Origin of the sequence: Agrobacterium sp. MS2 (genome assembly GCF_003261015.1) — a bacterium.
Taxonomy (GTDB): Bacteria; Pseudomonadota; Alphaproteobacteria; order Rhizobiales; family Rhizobiaceae; genus Agrobacterium; species Agrobacterium pusense.
The window spans coordinates 1-1286 of record NZ_QLNF01000088.1; the positions used below are offsets into that span (position 1 = coordinate 1).

Consider the following 1286-nt stretch of genomic DNA (forward strand, 5'->3'; position numbering starts at 1 on the left):
ACGATCGAACGCATCGGCCTTGCCGGCCGTGCCATAGCCCGGCGGCGAGCAGAAAGAACCCTGATTGAAGACATCCCACTCGATAGGCTTCAATCACTGGATAGGCTGTTAGAGGTTGACCCGTCGATCGGCCAGACCCGCTTTCATTGGCTGCGTTCGGCACCAGAAGCGCCGGCCGCGTCGAACCTCGTCGGGCTGACCGAGCGGATAGCCTTTCTGCGGCGGCTGGAGATCGATCCGGAACTGCAGGCGCGCGTGTCATCCGGACGGTGGGACCAGATGATCCGGGAGGGCAACGCAACGCCGGCCTGGCTTGCCAACGACTTCAACGCCAGCCGTCGCCACGCTCTGATCGTGGCCCAAGTCATCAAGCTTTGCCAGAAGCTCACGGACGATGCGGTGACGATGTTCATCAAGCTGATGGGTAAATTGTTCTCGCAAGCCAACAATCGAAAGAAGCAGCGACAGATGGACTGCAGAGCGAATACCGCCAAAGCGCTGCGCATGTTTCTAGATACGATCACCGCACTGCAGTCCGCCAACGACTATGGTCGGAACGCTTTGGATGTTCTCGACCAGAAAGTCGGTTGGGACCGGTTGCTTCGGATGAAGCCTGAGCTTGAGTCGATGGTCGACGACAACGAGGCTCCGCCGTTGACCGTGGCAGCCGAACAATACGCGACCGTCCACAAATACATTGGTGCATTTCTTCAGGCCTTCACGTTTCGCTCGGCGCATCGCCACGACCCGCTTCTGGCGGCAATTGCGCTGCTGAAACGGCTTTATGCCGAGAAGCGGCGGACACTCCCTGATCGCGTGCCGCTCACCCATCTCAGCCAAACTGATCGACGGCTTATCTTCGAACAAGGGAAACCTGATCGCCGTCTCTACGAGATCGCCACGCTAGCGGCTTTGCGAGACCGGCTTAGATCTGCGGACATTTGGGTCGACGGCAGCCGATCTTTCCGGCCGATTGACGAGCATCTGATGCCGCGGTCGACATTCATCGCGATGAAGGAAGAAGATCGTCTCGGTTTGGGGGTCCAAGGCGACGGCGCGCAGTGGCTTGCTGAAGCGTGCCAGATGCTCGAGTTCAACCTGCAGCGTCTTGCGCACAGAGCACGATCCGGAAAACTCGAAGGAGTTCGTCTTGAGGCCGGAACGTTGATCGTCACACCAACCGTCGGCGAAGTCCCCGTGGCAGCAGAGGAACTGAATGCCGAGATCAGCGATATGTATCCGTTGGTCGAGGTTCCCGACTTGTTAAGGGAAGTGCATGAATGGAC

General features: G+C 58.6%; 1 protein-coding gene. It reads left to right on the forward strand.

Going from position 1 to position 1286, the window contains the following annotated elements; translation table 11 throughout:
* Positions 1 to 1286, forward strand: a 1286-nt coding sequence (locus DOU54_RS27640; protein WP_502695988.1) for a Tn3 family transposase, incomplete at both ends; no start/stop codon positions are given.